The sequence below is a fragment of the Bacillus sp. GS3m_15504 genome (genome assembly GCF_055825275.1).
In genome coordinates, this window is sequence record NZ_JBVVNL010000001.1 from 1789413 (window position 1) to 1804908 (window position 15496).

Annotated in this window: 16 protein-coding genes; 15 read left to right on the top strand and 1 reads right to left on the bottom strand. The window is 36.1% G+C overall.

Annotated features, from left to right (window positions below; genetic code table 11):
* The first annotated feature begins 41 nt into the window (after positions 1–41).
* The 7 genes from AC0L0O_RS09355 (at position 42) to AC0L0O_RS09385 (ending at position 6584) form a co-directional block, all read left to right on the top strand.
* Positions 42–1598: a class I adenylate-forming enzyme family protein gene (locus tag AC0L0O_RS09355; RefSeq protein ID WP_000710829.1), complete on the top strand. Its 1557-nt coding sequence runs from the start codon at positions 42–44 to the stop codon at positions 1596–1598.
* 20 nt (positions 1599–1618) lie between these two features.
* Entirely contained in the window at positions 1619–2035 is a 417-nt protein-coding gene (locus AC0L0O_RS09360) for an acyl-CoA thioesterase (protein WP_000393465.1), read from the top strand.
* Between the two features lie 55 nt (positions 2036–2090).
* Complete coding sequence (locus tag AC0L0O_RS09365; RefSeq protein WP_000526099.1) at positions 2091–3320, top strand: FAD-dependent oxidoreductase; 1230 nt, start codon at positions 2091–2093, stop codon at positions 3318–3320.
* Between the two features lie 44 nt (positions 3321–3364).
* The gene (locus tag AC0L0O_RS09370; protein WP_001982163.1) at positions 3365–3922 is read left to right on the top strand and encodes a hypothetical protein; all 558 of its coding nucleotides are present in this window, start codon (positions 3365–3367) and stop codon (positions 3920–3922) included.
* A gap of 93 nt (positions 3923–4015) precedes the next feature.
* Entirely contained in the window at positions 4016–4960 is a 945-nt protein-coding gene (locus AC0L0O_RS09375) for a fumarylacetoacetate hydrolase family protein (protein ID WP_000780331.1), read from the top strand.
* Positions 4957–5457, top strand: coding sequence for a DinB family protein (locus AC0L0O_RS09380; RefSeq protein WP_000164871.1), 501 nt, complete (start codon positions 4957–4959; stop codon positions 5455–5457). The genes AC0L0O_RS09375 and AC0L0O_RS09380 overlap by 4 nt, the downstream gene beginning before the upstream one ends.
* Before the next feature lie 14 nt (positions 5458–5471).
* Positions 5472–6584: a cupin domain-containing protein gene (locus AC0L0O_RS09385; protein WP_001982521.1), complete on the top strand. Its 1113-nt coding sequence runs from the start codon at positions 5472–5474 to the stop codon at positions 6582–6584.
* A 70-nt stretch (positions 6585–6654) separates the two neighbouring features.
* Here AC0L0O_RS09385 and tet read toward each other — a convergent pair whose 3' ends face one another.
* Positions 6655–8598, bottom strand: a complete 1944-nt coding sequence (gene tet / locus AC0L0O_RS09390) for a tetracycline resistance ribosomal protection protein (RefSeq protein WP_001982467.1) — start codon at positions 8596–8598, stop codon at positions 6655–6657.
* A gap of 264 nt (positions 8599–8862) precedes the next feature.
* Here tet and AC0L0O_RS09395 point away from each other — a divergent pair, with 264 nt between their 5' ends.
* From AC0L0O_RS09395 to AC0L0O_RS09430, 8 genes are all read left to right on the top strand, one after another.
* Positions 8863–9291: a MarR family winged helix-turn-helix transcriptional regulator gene (locus tag AC0L0O_RS09395; RefSeq protein WP_000204165.1), complete on the top strand. Its 429-nt coding sequence runs from the start codon at positions 8863–8865 to the stop codon at positions 9289–9291.
* 18 nt (positions 9292–9309) lie between these two features.
* Positions 9310–9948, top strand: coding sequence for a nitroreductase family protein (locus AC0L0O_RS09400; protein ID WP_000185385.1), 639 nt, complete (start codon positions 9310–9312; stop codon positions 9946–9948).
* 38 nt (positions 9949–9986) lie between these two features.
* On the top strand, positions 9987–10280 hold the full coding sequence (locus AC0L0O_RS09405) for a putative quinol monooxygenase (protein ID WP_001982306.1): 294 nt from the start codon (positions 9987–9989) through the stop codon (positions 10278–10280).
* 147 nt (positions 10281–10427) lie between these two features.
* Positions 10428–11360 (top strand): AAA family ATPase, encoded by a 933-nt coding sequence (locus AC0L0O_RS09410; RefSeq protein WP_001982357.1) that lies wholly within the window; start codon positions 10428–10430, stop codon positions 11358–11360.
* Positions 11357–12466, top strand: coding sequence for a DUF58 domain-containing protein (locus AC0L0O_RS09415; protein ID WP_001982421.1), 1110 nt, complete (start codon positions 11357–11359; stop codon positions 12464–12466). The genes AC0L0O_RS09410 and AC0L0O_RS09415 overlap by 4 nt, the downstream gene beginning before the upstream one ends.
* Positions 12467–12481: 15 nt before the next feature.
* Positions 12482–13213: a hypothetical protein gene (locus tag AC0L0O_RS09420; RefSeq protein ID WP_000247289.1), complete on the top strand. Its 732-nt coding sequence runs from the start codon at positions 12482–12484 to the stop codon at positions 13211–13213.
* Positions 13214–13408: 195 nt separating this feature from the next.
* A complete protein-coding gene (locus AC0L0O_RS09425) occupies positions 13409–13915 on the top strand; it encodes a DUF3902 family protein (protein ID WP_001982167.1) in 507 nt (168 codons plus the stop codon).
* A 258-nt stretch (positions 13916–14173) separates the two neighbouring features.
* A complete protein-coding gene (locus AC0L0O_RS09430) occupies positions 14174–15340 on the top strand; it encodes a serine hydrolase domain-containing protein (protein WP_000747161.1) in 1167 nt (388 codons plus the stop codon).
* Positions 15341–15496: the final 156 nt, after the last annotated feature.

A 15496-nucleotide genomic window follows, 5' to 3' on the forward strand; every position in this document is an offset into this window, starting at 1 on the left:
ATTCGGGCTAGTTGGTAAGACGATAGAAAGTGAGTGGGAAAATGAAAAAGGATAAAAACTTATTGTCGGTGTATGAACTATTAGAAACGGTGAGTTCATCTTACGGTGACAAAGAAGCCGTATACGATTTAACGAGACGTATTACATACAAACAGTTGAAATATGAAGTAGATTGTTTGGCTACGGCATTTAAGAGACTAGGAGTAGGTAAAGCAGACCGTATCGCAGTATCTCTACCAAATTGGTCCGAAACAGTAGTTATATATTTTGCAGCTGCGAAATTAGGAGCGATAATCGTTCCATTTAACCCAAAATATAAATCATATGAAATTGAGTATATATTGGAAAGTTCAGATCCAAAGCTATTAATAGCTTCAGGGGAATTTGAAAAGAATTTTGGTTTTGAAAAAGTCGTTAATAAAGTACAAAAGGTTATTACAGTACGGTTTTCACAAGAGGGTTACTGTCCATATGAGGAGTTAATTCGTACAGAAAAAATGGATATTGAACCGGTTCATTTAAATGTGAACGATGATTTGTTTTGTATTTTATATACGTCAGGGACGACGGGGACTCCAAAAGGTGTAATGGTTACACATCGTGCCGTTGTACAATCTGCACGAACGATAGGAACAGAGCTACATTGTACACAAAAGGATGTATTCATTATTTCAGCACCACTATTTCATATTTTCGGTATGGCAATTAATATGCTTTGCGCAGTAGCGATGGGGGGACGGATCATATTACAAGAAAAATTCCAACCACGCGAAACTTTACAATTAATTGAACAAGAAAAGGTAACAATCCAAAAAGGTGTACCAACTATGTTTATAAAGGAACTAGAGTTAGAGGACTTTGATAAATATAATTTATCTTCATTACGTGCTGGGTTAGTCGGCGCAGCACCTATTCCAGCAAAAACAGTGACGGAGATTCGTGAACGGATGGGCATTAACCTTTGCCAATCATTTGGGATAACTGAAACGGTTTCTATTACGATGACCTCGTATGATGATACAAAGCAGAACATAACAGAAACTCTCGGAAAGGCAATTCCAGGAGTAACGATGAAAATTGTAGATGAAAATAGAGTAGCGCTCCCGTCCGGAGAAGTAGGAGAAATAGCAGTTAAGGGATTTGGAGTCATGAAAGGTTATTATAATATGCCTGAACAGACAAATCAGGTTCTAGATAATGACGGTTGGTATTATTCAGGAGATTTGGGCACACTTGATTCTCAAGGTTATTTAAGATTCGTAGGACGAAAGAAAGAAATGATTATAAGGGGTGGACTTAACGTTTATCCACAGGAGATTGAAGCAGTCATTATGAAACATCCAAAAGTAATCGAAGCAGCTGTTATAGGCCTTCCAGATAAAGTGCTAGGGGAAGTGGCTTGTGCGGTCATACGTTTAAAGAACGGGGAAGAAAGTACAGAAGAAGAAATAAAACTCTATCTTAAAGAGAAAATGGCAATTTATAAACTACCAGAGAAAGTAATCTTTACGGATGAATTTCCTGTCACAGCAAGTGGGAAAATTCAAAAATTGAGACTGAAAGAACAAGTATCTTCAAATATTAGTCCGACAGTTTAATAGATAGGGGCGAAGAAATAATGGAAGAGTATACGTTTCAAGTAAGGTGGGGAGATACAGATGCGGCAGGCATTGTGTACTATCCTAATTTTTATAAATGGATGGATGAAGCAACTCATGAATATTTTAAAAAAATTGGTTTTCCTTCAGTTAAACTTTACGAAGAACAACAAATTGGTTTGCCGTTGCTAGAAGCGAAATGTCAATTTAAGTCACCTCTTCGTTTTGAGGATCAAGTAATTGTGAAAAGTACTGTGAACGAATTGCATAATAAAGTTTTTACACTTCAGCACGTTTTTGTAAAAGGGGAACAGGTTGTGGCAGAAGGTTATGAAACCCGTGCATGGACTTCTTTTAAAGAAAAGGTAAAGGCGCAGCCAATACCTGAATATATTCGGCAGAAGATGATGCCAGAGATAAAAACTATAGAAAGTTAAAGAAGAACGAGTAAGGATACCGTAACGAGAAATTGTTAATGAGGGAGAGATAGCGATGGGAAATGAAAAAAAATATGATGCCATAGTAGTTGGGGCGGGACCAGTCGGGCTTGTAGCAGGACTTGCATTACAAAAGAAGGGGATATCAACTTTAGTAATTGAGGCAGATTCATATGGAAGACCACGCCCGGGAAGTAGAGCAATTTATTTGCATACCGCTTCGTTAAAACTACTAGAGGAAACTGCAGAAGGCCTCGGTTTTACACTTGCTCGTAACGGAATTATTTGGCCTGTAAAACGAACGTTTTATAAAGGGAAAGAAGTATATGTAAGAGATTATGGTAAGGATGAAAACCTTAAGTTTAATCGATTGCCTCATTTTACAGCACTACATCAAGACGAAATCGAAAAACATATGTATGAGGCGTGTATAAAAGAAGGTGTTGAATTCCTTTGGGATGCCCCGGTCAAGAAGTTACATATTGCAGATTCCGGAGTAGAACTAACAATAACAAATGATGAAATCTTAAAGGCGCAGTATGTAATTGGATGTGATGGAGCACGTTCCATCGTAAGAGAAGAAGCAGGATTAACATTTGAAGGCCCACGTACAGCAGATACTTTTATCGTAGTAGATGCAAAAGAAGATGAAACAGACCCACTTCCTTTAGAAAGAATATTCCATTATCAGCATCCAGCTATGGAAGGAAGAAATGTAATGTTTGTTCCGTTTAAAGGCGGGTGGCGTATCGATTTACAACTGCTTGAATCAGATAATCCAGATGATTATACAAATATGGAAAGTGTAAAGAAATGGTTGCCGAAAGTCATGGATGCTAAATATGCGGAGAGAATTACGTGGGTGTCTTCTTATCGTTTCCATCAAGTAGTGGCGAATTCGTTTACTGACGAAAAACGTCGTGTTCTTCTAGCTGGAGAAGCAGCACACTTATTTGCCCCATTCGGAGCACGTGGATTAAATTCTGGTATTCCAGATGCTGTTCTTGCTGCAAGAGGAATTGAGAAAGCACTACATTCTCATTCTGAAGAAGAGCGAGTAGAAGCAATTGAAGCAGTTGCAAAAGAACGCCGAATTGCAGCGCAGTGGAACCGCGATGCATCAACTACAGCACTTCACCATCTTCAAGGGAGTTCTTCTGAAATGAAAATGAAACGTGACATTGCTGCTTCACTGGTATCTATCGTTCCGAGGCTTGGAAGATGGCTTGACGAAGGCCCATATGGACCGAAATTTGGACCTCCTGAACTGACGACAAAATATTAAAATGATAAAAAATTAAATAAGTAATGTGAAAGGAGCGATAAGAAATGGCTTTGTCTCAATTCATAAACGAAGAAAAGTATGGTTCTCACGCCCGTTCTACAAATGGAATGATTGAGCGGTTCATGAAGATGAACTGGTATAGCAACATTGGAAAGCAAAATGTAGAGGCTGAGAAAAAAATAGATCAATTTATGCGTGCACTACACATTAGTGAATATGAAATGAAATGGATTTCAAGAAACCAATTAAGTGAGACCATTGAACGAATTTCATTTAAAGATAATCATTTATGGGGGACGCTAGCAGAAGTACCGGATCAGTTGAAAGAAAAAATTATAAGTATAGGTAACGAAAAACTTCTTATAGATGTTGTAGATAAAGTGCCAGAAGCAATTTTTCACGGTGTTTATAAAGAAGCGTTCAAGCATTTCGGTGAGGAAAAAGTAGTGAACTTTCTAGTTGGGCATGCGATGTACATAAGTACTGTTGCATGTGCTGCTGAATTAACTGAAGAAAAAAATGTGTTTCTGCCAATAGTAGAGTTATTAGAATTGGGACATATACCAATTGGTCCAGAGCGAAAAAATTTTTATCTTTTATAACAAAAAGTGGGGCGGGAAAGTTATACGCTATCATCGTTCTTGATTATTTGGGACGATAGAACTTTCAATTATTTAGAGGAAAGGGAGATTACTATGAAACTTGTTACTTTTACACATAATGGAGAAACGCGAATTGCTGCTTTAGAAAATGGGGAATTGATTGATTTGCATGCTGCTTATAAAGCAAAACTGACAAGTGAGGGAAACCTTAGGGCTACTCAAATTGCAGAGGCGTATATCCCAAAGGATATGAATGGGTTTTTACAAGGTGGATTAGAAAGTATGAATGTAGCAAAAGAGGCGATCAATTATGCACGTATGAAAAACCATAAAGAAAAATTGGTATTTGAAGAAGGGGAAGTGAAAATTGAAGCTCCAGTACCTTCGCCAGGAAAAATTATATGTGTAGGTCACAATTATCGTGAACACATTTTGGAAATGAAACGAGAGTTACCTGCTTTTCCGGTTATCTTTGCAAAGTTTGCGAATACAGTAGTCGGTCCACAAGATGATATTCCATTTTATCCGATTTCAGAACAATTAGATTACGAAGCTGAATTTGCTTTTGTAATTGGAAATCGTGCTCGTAATGTTTCAGAAGAAGATGCCCTTCATTATGTAGCAGGTTACACAATTGTAAATGATATTACTTATCGTGATATTCAGCGCCGTACAATTCAATGGCTTCAAGGAAAGACCGTTGAAGGAAGCGCTCCAATGGGACCATGGTTAATTACTTCAGATGAATTAAAGAACCCATCTGGTTTGGAAATCGTATTAACGGTAAATGGAGAGAAACGGCAACAGTCTAATACTGCTAATTTAGTATTCTCGGTACAATATCTCGTTTCGTTTTTATCCGGTCTAATGACACTAGAGCCAGGGGACGTCATTTTAACAGGTACGCCAGGTGGTGTAGGAGTTGCACGTAATCCGCAAACATTTCTTAAAGATGGAGATATCGTTCGAATTGAAGTTGATGGAGTAGGTGTACTAGAAAATAAAGTGAGACAAAAGTTAGAGGTGCCAGTACTATGACGAAAAACTTACAAGTCCATGCGGCCGAGTCTATTTATGAATCAATCAATAAGATAAAAACGATTGTTAAGCCTTTACCAGAGGAAATCATCTACTGGAAACCTTCAGAAGATGAATGGTCCATTATGCAGATCATTACACATGTAGCAGAAGCTATTCCGTATTGGGCGAAAGAAATTAGCAATATTAAAGTAAATCATGAAAACTTATGGGGCCGTGGTTTAACTGATGAAGTACGCCTACAAGCGGTTTCAGAAGAGAATATAAATGGAACAACTGTAGTAGAAGCCATTGAACAACTTTCTACTATACCACTCACCATAGAAAATGTACTGACTACATTAACAGACGAAGAGTTACAAATTCAGGCTCCGAGTCGTAATCCTCGTTTTACCAATAAGTCGATTGATTTTATTGTGAATCACCTCATCGTAGAACATACAGAAAAGCATTATAAACAAATCGAGCGGAATTTATGTAAGTTTAATGAACGATAAAGGAGGCAAATAAAATGGCGGAAAAAAATGCTTTTTTTGAAAGTGACCTTGTACGAGATTTCAATCGTGATATAGAACAATACCATCTTGGCCCGCTATGGAACGCGATCCCTGATTTAATGAAGCATACACCAGAACCACATGCACAAGCATACCTTTGGAAATCTGAACTGCTCCAAAAAAAGTTAACGGAAGCAACGCAAATATTTACACCAGACCGAGGGGGAGAACGCCGAGCCATCTACTTACAAAATCCAGGACTTAATTATAGAAAACCTTGGGGATGGGCCTCGACTACACAAACGTTATATGCAGCGGTTCAATTGATACAACCAGGTGAAACTGCTCCATCGCATCGGCACGTTCAAAATGCATTACGTTTCGTCATGGAAGGAGAAGGGGCTTACTCAATTGTGCAAGGAGAACGTATTTTCATGGAAAGAGGAGACTTTTTAACAACGCCAAATGGACTGTGGCATGGACATGGTCATACAGGTGACAAACCGATGATTTGGATGGATTGCCTTGATATTCCAACCATTTATTATCTTGGCGGTACGTTCTTTGAGCCATATCCAGAAAAAATTGAACAGCCCAATGTGCCGGATAATTATACTGCTCAGCGTTATGGAGGCGGAATGGTTCGACCAGTATCGGACCGATATGTAAAGAAAGCTCCACTTAGTTGCTACAAATGGGCAGGGACGGAAGCGGCGCTTAACGGATTAAGTCGTTTTGAGCCAGATGCATACGATGGTTATGCGGTTGAATATATAAATCCATCGAATGGTGAAACAGCGTGTCCAACGATTGCAGCTTGGATGCAAAAATTGCCGAAGGGATTCAAAGGAAAAGCGCACCGCCATACACATGCATCAATCTATCATGTGCATGAAGGATCAGGATATACGATAATTAATGGCATTCGCTTCGACTGGTCTAAAGGAGATTTCTTTGTCGTACCAAACTGGGCATGGCATGAACACATTGCACTAGAAAATAGTTATGTATTTTCAACAAATGACCTTCCTATTTTAGAAAAATTCGGGTTAGAGCGGAAGCAGGAATATGAGAACAATAATGGATATCAAACAATTAGAGGAGAGTTTGAACCAGCGATACCTTAATATTGTATACAAAAAGCGCCCCTTAGTAATGAACATATCATACAAGAGGGCGCTTTTGTCTATTTGTTAATTAATAAGCCTTCAAAACATGAAGCAAATAATCTTTCCGATTCAGCGGATTATTATCAACACGTTTTCGAATAGGGAAGGGACCCGTCAGCTTTATAAAACCAGCTGGCTTCGTTGCAAATATTCCTTCTCCTTCAGTGAATGAATGAAGCATTCGCTTAAAACTCTCTGTTTTCGTAACAGGCAATGAGCCTGTTAACTGATAAGAATCATTATTGAATATAGGTTCTGCAAAAGTCGCTAGAATGGCAGCGAGCTTATACATTGCGGTACTAATTGCATGCTCTGGTACAGTTAATTCAAACTCATTTACTGGTTCATATACATATGTTTCAGCTTGCTTTAAAGCATCCATTAAAACGAGCGGCGTTAAGTTTCTAAAGTCACTCGCTGTTGTAACAGGACTAGCATAACCTGTATGCGTTAACGTGACAGAAATGTCCGTAACTTCCCATCCGTATAAACCTTGTTTTAATGTTTGAAATACAGTATCTTCAATTGCTTTATGAAATGCTAAAGGTAGTGAGCCAAGTTCAACGCCTAATTTATATGTTATGCCAGAATTAAGTTCACCACGTTCGACTTTAAAGCCAATTGTTGCGTAAAAAGGATTCGCTTTTTCACCCATGACTTCAACGGAATTCCCAATGCCAATTGGTTTCTCCATACATACAACTCGCGTACTTGAAAAAGTAACCTGCAAATTATATTTCTCATAAAGTGTCGTTTCAATTACTTCTTTTTGTACTTCACCGAAAAGGCGAATATAAAGTTCATTATGAATATCATCTTTCCACACTTGAATGAGCGGATCTTCTTCACATAGTTCCATAAGTGCAGCGTATAAATCATGAATTCGTTCTTTTGGTACTGCATTGATGGCTGCTTCCATTTGTGGTTCGGCAAAGTGAATATCTTTTATATAATCGGTCCGTTCACCGATAATATCACCAATTTTAATATTATTCAGTCCCCACACTTTACAAAAGTCACCGCTAGGAACAGTAGAAGTTTGAACAGCATTTCCGTTATGAAATATGCACATTTTTTTAATCTTTTCCTTATGTGATAGAGACCCATCGCGCTGTATATGAACATATTTTCTAACCTGTAAGGTACCAGAAAAAACTCTTACATATGCAATCTTTTCTCCAGAAGGTTCACGTTCAATTTTAAAAACAATACCGGACAATTCTTCATCTTGAGACAAATTATTAGCTGGAAGTAAGGCTGGAATATCTTCAAGTAGTTCAGTTACTCCTATACCCGTCAGTGCTGAACCGAAGAAGATCGGATACAGATTTGCTTGTTGTATTTGTTTTTCAAGTTCTTCTCTTAATAATGTGTCCGTTACGATTTCGTTATTTACATATGACTCAAGTAATGATTCATTATAAGGTGCTAATCGTTCTATACAATCGTCATATGATTTATATTCAATAATACGAGCTTCCTTTGTTCCTTCATTTTGGACAGAATAGAAGGGGAATGTTTCATTTGAAAGAATCGTTTTTATTTGCTTTACAACTTTTTCAGTATTTGCACCAGTACGATCAATTTTATTAACAAATAAAATCGTCGGTATGTTGAGTTTCTGTAATGTCTGCATTAAAATCTTCGTTTGTGCTTGCACACCCTCAACGGCAGAAATAACTAAAATCGCACCGTCCAAAACGCGGAATGATCGCTCCACTTCAGCGATAAAATCAGCGTGTCCAGGTGTATCAATGACATTTACTTTTATATCATCAATAAAGAAAGAAACGACAGATGCTTTAATCGTAATGCCGCGTTGTCTTTCTAATTCCATTGAGTCAGTTTGCGTACTTCCGCTATCAACTCGGCCAACTTCTTTAATCACATTCGTTTCATAAAGAATACGCTCAGTCAAACTCGTCTTGCCAGCGTCTACGTGCGCGACAATCCCTATATTTATTGTTGTCATATATCAATATCCTCATTTCATTTTCCATTTTCATATCCTCATTTCTATTTGTGTATTGCCGCATTATAATCACTCTCCAGTCAATTAAATTATTACTATTATAATGCGATTTACATTTTTTGTAACGCTACAAAGCGCCTTAATTTGGAAAAAATAAAATAAAAACAAAATGCTTGCATTCTAAATCGATATAGATTATATTAATTGACATATCAACTATTGATACATCAAATGTTTTTATTTTGATTGTAAAGGAGGGTTAATGTGACAAGTTCATGCTCAAAAGAAGCGATTATTTTATATAAATTACACTTTCTAAATAAAGAAGTAAGTTCGAAATTTGAAGGGTGTACGGGTATGAGCCAGTCTCGATTAGAGCTTATACTTCAGTTATTTGAAGTAGGTGAAATTAGTCAAAAAGCACTTCAGCAAGAAGTGAACATTGATAATGCCGCGATAACGAGGCATTTAAAACAGCTAGAAGCAAACGGAATGATTGTAAGACGTAAAAATCCAGACGATAACAGAATTACGTTAGTTTCTCTTACTGAAGAGGGACGAAATAAAATTCAGGCGTTTCAAGAGGAAAAAGAACGTTTTGCAGCATCGGCATTTAAAGGATTAAGTGAAGAAGAACGCGATAATCTTTTAAATATGTTAATTCATATTCAAGAAAACATAAAAGAACTTTAAAAAAGGGAGAATACAACTATGACTAACTCAGTAAAAACAAATGATTTTAACGAAATTTTAACAGGACGTCGTTCGATTCGTAAATACGACCCATCAGTGAAAATTAGCAAAGAAGAAATGACAGAAATTCTTACAGAAGCAACACTTGCACCATCTTCAGTAAACATGCAGCCATGGAGATTCGTAGTGATTGAAAGTGACGAAGCGAAAGCAACACTTGCGCCACTTGCGAAATTTAATCAATCTCAAGTAGAAACTTCTTCAGCAATGATCGCTTTATTTGGTGATTTAAACAACTTTGATAACGCAGAAGAAATTTATGGTACAGCAGTAGAGCGTGGTTTCATGCCAGCTGAAGTTAAAGAAGATCAAATGAAAAAACTTTCAGCTTACTTCTCAATGGTTACACCAGAAGTAATGAAAGATACTGTACTTATTGACGGTGGTCTTGTAGCAATGCAATTTATGCTAGCAGCTCGTGCTCACGGTTACGATACTTGTCCAATTGGTGGTTTTGAAAAAGACCAAATCGCTGAAGCGTTCGGATTAGATAAAGAACGTTACGTACCAGTAATGTTAATTTCAGTCGGAAAAGCTGCTGACAGTGGTTACCAATCAGTACGTCTTCCAATTGAAAAAGTTGCAGAGTGGAAGTAATTTTAAAGAAATAAGTGAAATATGAGAGGGGAAACACCATGATTATTATTCACGCAATATTTCAAGTAGATCCAGCGAAACAACAATCATTTTTAGAAGAAATTCATCCGCTAATTCATAGTTCAAGAGAAGAAAGTGGAAATGTGTCTTATGATTTATATAAAGATACAGAAAAAGAAAATGTGTATACGATGGTAGAAGTATGGAAAGATGAAGAGGCAGTTGCGAGTCATAATACGAGTAAACACTTCACATCTTTCGTTAGCAAAGCAAAACAGTATTTAACTGCTCCACTTGATATAAAAGCTTATAATGGAGAGTTAGTAAAATAATAAAATGAAAAAGATGACTTTAGCTTATAGTGCTAAGGTCATCTTTTTTATAATGACAGGAATATATTTACTTTTATCGTAATGTGTTATAATTTGGAAAAATATAATTCTTAATTTTCTGAATAAACGAAAGCGGGAGGGAAATATATGAACACATTAAAGAAAATCACTAATAATATTTCGAAAGTTATTATAGGAAAAGATGAATCAATTGAACTGGCAGCTATAGCTCTTATAGCAAAAGGGCATATTTTATTAGAAGATGTACCTGGGACGGGAAAAACAACATTAGCGAAAAGTTTGGCTAAAAGCGTGGACGCTAAATTTCAAAGAATTCAATTTACAGCGGATACTTTGCCTGGAGATGTTATTGGTCTTGAATATTTTAATGTGAAGGAATCGGATTTTAAAACGAGGTTAGGGCCTATTTTTGCAAATATAGTATTAGTGGATGAAATTAATCGTGCAGTACCGAGAACACAATCTTCTTTACTGGAAGTTATGGAAGAGCGTACTGTTACGATTGCGAAACAGACACATTCATTACCAGAACCTTTTTTAGTTATTGCGACGCAAAATCCCCTCGAATCTGCTGGTACATTTCCTTTACCGGATGCTCAATTAGACCGATTTTTACTTACGATTCGACAAGGTTATCCTACGAGAGAAGCTGAAAAGGAAATGATGAATCGGTTTCAAATGAGTGATCCGTTAGAAACGTTACACTCTATTATTTCAAGTGAAGAAATTATTATGATGCAAAAACGTGCAAGAGAAGTGTTAGTAGGAAATGATGTGCAAGATTATCTTCTTGAAATTATTGAGGCAACGCGTAAGCATGAGCTAATTGAAATTGGTGTAAGTCCGCGGGGGACGTTGGTATTTATGAGAGCGATTCAAGCAAGGGCTATATTAAATGAAAGAGATTACTGTACGCCAGATGATATTAAGACGCTTGCTGCATCCGTTTGTGCTCATCGTTTAACGTTAACGATTGAAGGGGAGATGAAAACGACGAAAGAACAAATCATGAGAGAAATTCTTCATACGATTAATGTACCAGTGGAGAATATACGATGAATCAACAGCTTGTGTATACACCATTAGCGGAGCCTTTCGTAATGGGAGTTATGTCAGTTGTAGCTGTTATTTTATGCGTATTTTCAAGCAATCTACTGTTTTTATCTCTCGTATTTTTGTATGTAATTTTAATAGGTGCTATGCATGTATACATACGTAAAGTATCTCGTGTTGAATGGGAATATAGCCAAGGGAATTCAAACGTTTTTATAGGTGAAACGAATATATGCAAAATGAAAATTTCAAATAAGTCGATATTTCCTATTTTCAATATCGTATTTCGATTTAAATGTGAAAACAAGCTAACTTGGAATCATGATGAAATAAACAAAAATACGAATACAGGTTCAAATTATTATATGAATTTACATTTAAAAGGAGGAGAGTCAGCTTCATTTAATTTACAAGCTGTTGCGTTAAAAAGAGGAATTGCGAAATGGGAAGAAGTTGAAATTGTTATTACGGATCCTTTTGGATTTATAACGAATCATATAACATATAAACAAGTCGATACGCCGTCCTATTTAGTTTTACCAGCTGTTCCAAAAATGCAAGTCCCTGAATTACAAGAATGGTCACGAGGATTTCGAAAAGCGATGTCTTCACCCTTATATGATGAAACGAAAGTAATGGGAGTGAAGTCTTATGAAAATGAAGATTTTCGTTCGATCCACTGGAGTGCAACAGCGAAAACAGGAAAGATAACTGCGAAAAAGTATGAGCGAACGCAATCAGATAAATACGCGATTTATCTCAACTTGCAAAATAAAAGTGGCGTTTCATTGCGAAATGATATAGAAGAATTAATTGAATTAACAGCAGGCATATGTAAACAACTTCTTATGCAAAACTGTTCATTTGAATTATGGATTAATAGTGTAAAGGATAACGGTTTGCTACATGTAAAGAATGGTGATAATCGGAAACATTTGCAAAATGTATTAAAAATACTTGCCTCAATATCGGATCAAGATACGCCTGTATCTTCTTCTTATTTTTACACAGTAGGCTTTCGTCGTAAGGAACTGGATGCGGTTCCTTTAATTCTTGGTACTTCACCAAAGAAATATAGTAGAACAAATAAATGGATTGTAATGAAAGAATAAGAAGGGGCTTATGTCATGGTGAATAAGGCGCCGCATATGAAAGTGAAGTTGTGGAGTGTAAGAGCTTTAATCATATTTTTCTTTGCGATTAGTGCAATAACGTTATCACGAGGTGTTGTGCATGTGCAAAGCATAGTAAAAGAACGTTTTTTTACTGAAAAGAAATCTGAAAAAGTTTATAAGGAAACTATAAACTATGGTGATACTGAAGATTACGGAACACCTATAGAAGAGAAAAAAGTAGGAGATAATGGTGAGAGAACGACAACGGGTAAGAAATTTAAAGGTTTTGAAAAGGAAAGTTCATGGGGACACGTATTTTCTGTGCTTTCAAATTCATGGATTAGTATAGTTTTTTATGTAATGATTGCAGGGGGAATTATATATTTTCTTTATAAATCCGTTAGGAAAAAGTTAACAAAATCCGAAATTGAACAGGATAAACAACCGATAACAAATGAAGAAACGGACAGAAGCGAAAAGAACAAGAAAGTGAAGCATCAGTTAAAACAGCCATTACCGACAGATACGATAAGAAAAACGCTAGTTGAATGGGAAAGAACATTACCATTTCATGAACAGAGAAGATCCTATGAAACGATGCAACAGTGGTTAAAAAGAATTAGTAGAACGAGAAATATTACTTCGCTATATGAGTCTGTTCGTTATGGTGAAAAGACGTATACGGAGTTAGATGTGGAAAAAATAATGAAGTGGATAGAGGGAGATGGGAAGGTGGATATGTAAAATATCCACCTTTACTTTTTTGTAGAGAAATTTGATTATCATGAATCATTTTCATATATAAAACTGCCTCCAACTAAGAAAACGAAATTAACTGTAAATTAACTTTATTTACTTATACTTCATTACATGTTAACCTATACTTAATTTTTATAAATTATAATTAATTTTTAAGTTTTTTAAGGGTGTGAAAATGTAATGAAATCGGTATTAAAAAGCATACTTATTTCCTTTGTTTTTTCTGCAGTAAGTATGTGTTGGTTGCTGTTCTTATTATTCAAAGGGGACGGAGACTGGTTATTGTCTTGGATAGGCGTATTCATGGCATATTTATCTTTGTATACTTTAATAGATTTATATTGTAAAAATACATACGATAAAAAAATAAGTAAATGGCTTATAAAAACAGCGGTGACTAGCTTTAGTTTTGCGGTATTAGGAATCTCATTTTGCATCATACACGAGCTATTAACACCATGGAGTCTCAGTTTAATGGTGTGGTATTGGTTGGTAATGTTAGTGTTATTTTTAACGACCATAATCTCATTAGTCAGTCTCGTATTTGTGAATCGTAAAAATCATAATTTCACCGGTGGATATAGAATACTTATACTTCTAAATGTACTGCTTACGTTAGGACCAGTATTATGGCCACTATTACTTTCTATTATTGGAAATGGAATGAATGCTAGTGCAGGTTGGTAAAAATGAATTTAGATTAGTTGTGTAAAGAATAGGATGAAAAGTTGATATAGAATTTTAAATGTTTATGAGAACATGTTTACATAAAAAATGAAAACATGTTCTCTTTTTATTTGCATGCATAACTCTTCCCCAGTTTACTTTATTTAAATTTAAACGTAAGTATTTCGTAAGGAATGGATAAGAAAAAAGACAGTTTTATCATATAGGATGAAAGTATAGCTTGAATCAATACGATATGAATAGGGGAGAGAGATCCTTATGAAAAAACGTAATTCAATGAAGTTAGCGAGTTTGACAGTTTTATTAGCGGGTACTACTCTATTTACACCTGGTTTCACTGTGAAAGCAGAGTCTACTCAAAGTATTTCGAATTCGTCAAAAGTACATGATCAAAAGAATCGGAATGGATGGAAACGAGTAATGCAGGAAACAATCAAAATTGGAGCACCAGGGGTATTAGCTAAGACATCTAATAAAGGAAAAATTAGTAGTTATACTGCTGGTGTAGCAGATTTAAGTACAAAGAAACCGGTGAAATCGGATTATCGCTTTCGGATTGGTAGTGTGACGAAAACTTTTACCGCCACGACTGTTCTTCAATTAGTAGGAGAAAATCGCGTACAACTGGACGATTCAATTGAAAAGTGGCTACCGGGTCTCATTCAAGGAAATGGGTATGATGGTAATCAAATTACGATACGTCAACTTTTGAATCATACAAGTGGTATCGCTGAATACTTAAAGTCAAAAGATGCTGACATAATGAATTCGAAAAAAACGTATACAGCAGAAGAAATAGTGAAAATAGGTCTTTCTCTACCTCCAGATTTTTCGCCAGGTAAAGGCTGGTCGTATTCAAACACAGGATACGTAATACTAGGAATGCTTATTGAAAAAATAACTGGTAATAGTTATGCGGAAGAAATCGAAAAGCGAATTATTGAACCTTTGGACTTGCCAAATACGTTTTTACCAGGTAATTCACCTGTCATCCCAGGAAAGAATCATGCTCGTGGATATGTGAAAATGGAAGAAACAGGCGAGTTGAAAGACATTACGTATTATAATCCGAGTTTAGCTAATGCAGCTGGAGACATGATTTCTAATGCGGATGATTTAAACAAGTTCTTTTCATCTTTACTCGGTGGTAAGTTACTGAAGGAACGCGAGCTAAAAGAAATGCTTACTACAGTTCCTATAGAAGGAAAAGGGATTGGTGATGGATATGGTCTTGGAATCTATGAGACAAAACTTCCAAATGGTGTCTCAGTATGGGGTCACGGAGGATCAATTCCTGGGTTTATGACTTTTGCTGGTGGAGTAATTGGAGGCAAGCATACATTTGCTGTCAATGTTAACTCTTTAGGTCCAGTTGATATTCTTACACAGTTTGATAAAATGATGCAAGTTGAATTTAATAAATAGATGAAGATAAAGCGAATGGGGTTCTGCAATAGTTGTAAATAAAAGAGATGCTTTTTAAATTTCACAAATAAGGACAGTATTAACATTCATGATATGGTATTAAGTATATGTAGAACATAAATATGATACAAGTGTATTTCAAAGTGCAATTCAATC

Coding starts and splice junctions, on each gene's coding strand:
- AC0L0O_RS09355 (WP_000710829.1), top strand. CDS start 42: ATGAAAAAGGATAAAAACTTATTGTCGGTGTATGAACTATTAGAAACG.
- AC0L0O_RS09360 (WP_000393465.1), top strand. CDS start 1,619: ATGGAAGAGTATACGTTTCAAGTAAGGTGGGGAGATACAGATGCGGCA.
- AC0L0O_RS09365 (WP_000526099.1), top strand. CDS start 2,091: ATGGGAAATGAAAAAAAATATGATGCCATAGTAGTTGGGGCGGGACCA.
- AC0L0O_RS09370 (WP_001982163.1), top strand. CDS start 3,365: ATGGCTTTGTCTCAATTCATAAACGAAGAAAAGTATGGTTCTCACGCC.
- AC0L0O_RS09375 (WP_000780331.1), top strand. CDS start 4,016: ATGAAACTTGTTACTTTTACACATAATGGAGAAACGCGAATTGCTGCT.
- AC0L0O_RS09380 (WP_000164871.1), top strand. CDS start 4,957: ATGACGAAAAACTTACAAGTCCATGCGGCCGAGTCTATTTATGAATCA.
- AC0L0O_RS09385 (WP_001982521.1), top strand. CDS start 5,472: ATGGCGGAAAAAAATGCTTTTTTTGAAAGTGACCTTGTACGAGATTTC.
- tet (WP_001982467.1), bottom strand. CDS start 8,598: ATGACAACAATAAATATAGGGATTGTCGCGCACGTAGACGCTGGCAAG.
- AC0L0O_RS09400 (WP_000185385.1), top strand. CDS start 9,310: ATGACTAACTCAGTAAAAACAAATGATTTTAACGAAATTTTAACAGGA.
- AC0L0O_RS09405 (WP_001982306.1), top strand. CDS start 9,987: ATGATTATTATTCACGCAATATTTCAAGTAGATCCAGCGAAACAACAA.
- AC0L0O_RS09410 (WP_001982357.1), top strand. CDS start 10,428: ATGAACACATTAAAGAAAATCACTAATAATATTTCGAAAGTTATTATA.
- AC0L0O_RS09415 (WP_001982421.1), top strand. CDS start 11,357: ATGAATCAACAGCTTGTGTATACACCATTAGCGGAGCCTTTCGTAATG.
- AC0L0O_RS09420 (WP_000247289.1), top strand. CDS start 12,482: ATGGTGAATAAGGCGCCGCATATGAAAGTGAAGTTGTGGAGTGTAAGA.
- AC0L0O_RS09425 (WP_001982167.1), top strand. CDS start 13,409: ATGAAATCGGTATTAAAAAGCATACTTATTTCCTTTGTTTTTTCTGCA.
- AC0L0O_RS09430 (WP_000747161.1), top strand. CDS start 14,174: ATGAAAAAACGTAATTCAATGAAGTTAGCGAGTTTGACAGTTTTATTA.